Below are 1961 nucleotides of genomic sequence, written 5' to 3'. Positions count from 1 at the left end.
TGCCGCGCACTTCGTCCTTCGATGCGGCGTAAGCCCCCTGTGGCAACGTCGAAAAGCCGATGAGAGCTACAGTCAGCGCTGCAACGGTCTTCCGCGAGTTGAACTCACAATTCATGTCGTACTGTCCACCCGATCCTGATGATGATGGGGTGTTTGCTATGGGTGAAATCGGGCGGAAATGGGTCACTACTTAGTAGTGTCAATCTTAACTGCATATTAACAAATATTAACAGCAGATATACTTGAAAAGGGCGGGCATCATAGGGCGAATCATGGCCAGAAAATGTCGGGCGCGGCGGAGTTGAACCGTTTCGGCCGCCGACGTGTGCGTCTCAGCGGAGTGCCTGGAGGCTGCGCAGCAGCAGGTGCAGGGTCTCGATGGTCGAGACATCGGCAATGCCGTCGACCCGTTCGGGACGGAAATGGCGCTGGAAGGCCGTGACCACGATCCGAGTCGCGTCGTCGTAAATCCCAGAGGCTTCAATGTCATAGCCATAGAGCGCCAGCATCGTCTGCAGCGCCTCGACCGGTTGGCCGCGATCACCGACCTGAAAAAAACGGCCGCTTCGGATCGGCGCCGGGGGAACCCAGTGGCCGAGACCGGCGTTATGCAAATCGGCCCAGGGAAATTTTTCGCCCGGATCGTCCTTTCGCTGCGGCGCAATGTCGGAATGGGCAAGGATGCCCTGTGGAAAACCGGGTTGCGTTCCACAACCCCCCGCAGGAGCGAAATCACCGCTTCAATCTGTACGGGTGGAAATTCGACATATCCGTGCTCATGGCCCGGATTTGCAATCTCGATCCCGATCGAACGGGAGTTGATGTCGTCCAGTCCGCGCCAGCGGGAGACGCCGGCATGCCATGCCCGCCGCTCTTCCGGCACCAGGCAGACGGTCCGTCCATCCTCGAAGACGAAATAGTGGGACGAGACGCCGGATCGCGGATCGCACAGCCAGTCCAGCGCGCCTTGAGCCGACGGCATGCCGGTGTAGTGCAGGATCACGAACTCGACGCGCGTTCCTGCGGCGCGCTCGCCGTGGTTCGGAGACCAGCGTTCCTTGATCGGAGCGCCCTGCGCCGTCAAACGGCGAATTCCTTCTCGATCCGCTCGTAGGCGCCGTTGAGCGAGGCAAGGCGTTCGGTGGCGAGACGCACGCACTCGGCCGGAACACCGCGGGCGATCAGCTTGTCGGGATGCATCTCCATGACGAGCTTGCGGTAATGCCGCTTGACCTCTGCCGGATGGGTGCCGCGCGGAATGCCGAGCACGACATAGGGATCGCCGCCGTCGCTGTGGACGTGGCGCGACAGGATGCGGTCGAAGGCGTGGGCCCGGATGCGGAAGATCGCGGCAACATGCTCGAGGAAGAGGATCTCGCGCTCGTGGACCTGCCCGTCGGCCCCGGCGATCATGAACAGGCCATCGAGGATGTCCTCGAGGATCACGAGATCCCCCGAATGCAGGCGCTCGATCCGGCTGGCATAGATGTCGTAGCCGGCCACGTCCTGGCGGGCGAGGTTGAACAGCCGCGCCACGTTGCGCTTCTCGTCGTCCGGCACGACGAAGATCCGCCGGAAGACGTCGACCTCCTTGTCAGAGACCACCCCGTCCGCCTTGGCCATCTTGGCCGCCAGCGCGATCATCGACACGGTGAAGGCGACCTGCCGGCGCGCTTCGCCGCCGAAGGTCTCGCGCACGAGGGCGACGACGTGATCGATCATCGCCCCGACGTAGTCCGTCACATGGAGACGATCGAGGAGTTCGGAAAGACGAGACCAGAGAGTCATGATGATGGGATCGTATGTGACGGAGCCCCGGGCGCCAAGGGCCGGCGGTGGAAATTGCCCGAGGTGACGGAAATGTCATCGCCGGTGCCGGTGCCGGTGCTGGCGGTGGCGGGACTCTCGCCCGTCCGGCGCGGAGAAACAGCCCGAAAGCCCGGCTTTTGCACGTTTGTCTT

The 1961-nt window shown here is 62.5% G+C and carries 2 protein-coding genes and 1 pseudogene; 1 reads left to right on the top strand and 2 read right to left on the bottom strand.

Features of this window, described 5'->3' with window-relative positions; translation table 11 throughout:
• Positions 1–332 precede the first annotated feature (332 nt).
• Positions 333–1093: pseudogene (locus tag A6302_RS20110) on the bottom strand (N-acetylmuramoyl-L-alanine amidase).
• Positions 1081–1788, bottom strand: a complete 708-nt coding sequence (locus A6302_RS20105; RefSeq protein WP_069308497.1) for a TerB family tellurite resistance protein — start codon at positions 1786–1788, stop codon at positions 1081–1083. Before A6302_RS20105 ends, A6302_RS20110 begins: the two are co-directional and overlap by 13 nt.
• On the opposite strand from A6302_RS20105, the gene A6302_RS23775 reads away from it, so the two are divergent.
• On the top strand, positions 1744–1961 hold a 218-nt coding region (locus A6302_RS23775; protein WP_210183421.1), incomplete at its 3' end, for a hypothetical protein. The genes A6302_RS20105 and A6302_RS23775 overlap by 45 nt on opposite strands.

The sequence above is a fragment of the Methylobrevis pamukkalensis genome (assembly GCF_001720135.1).
GTDB lineage: Bacteria > Pseudomonadota > Alphaproteobacteria > Rhizobiales > Pleomorphomonadaceae > Methylobrevis > Methylobrevis pamukkalensis.
This window is presented reverse-complemented; position numbering and strand designations above follow the sequence as displayed.

Coding starts and splice junctions, on each gene's coding strand:
- A6302_RS20105 (WP_069308497.1), bottom strand. CDS start 1,788: ATGACTCTCTGGTCTCGTCTTTCCGAACTCCTCGATCGTCTCCATGTG.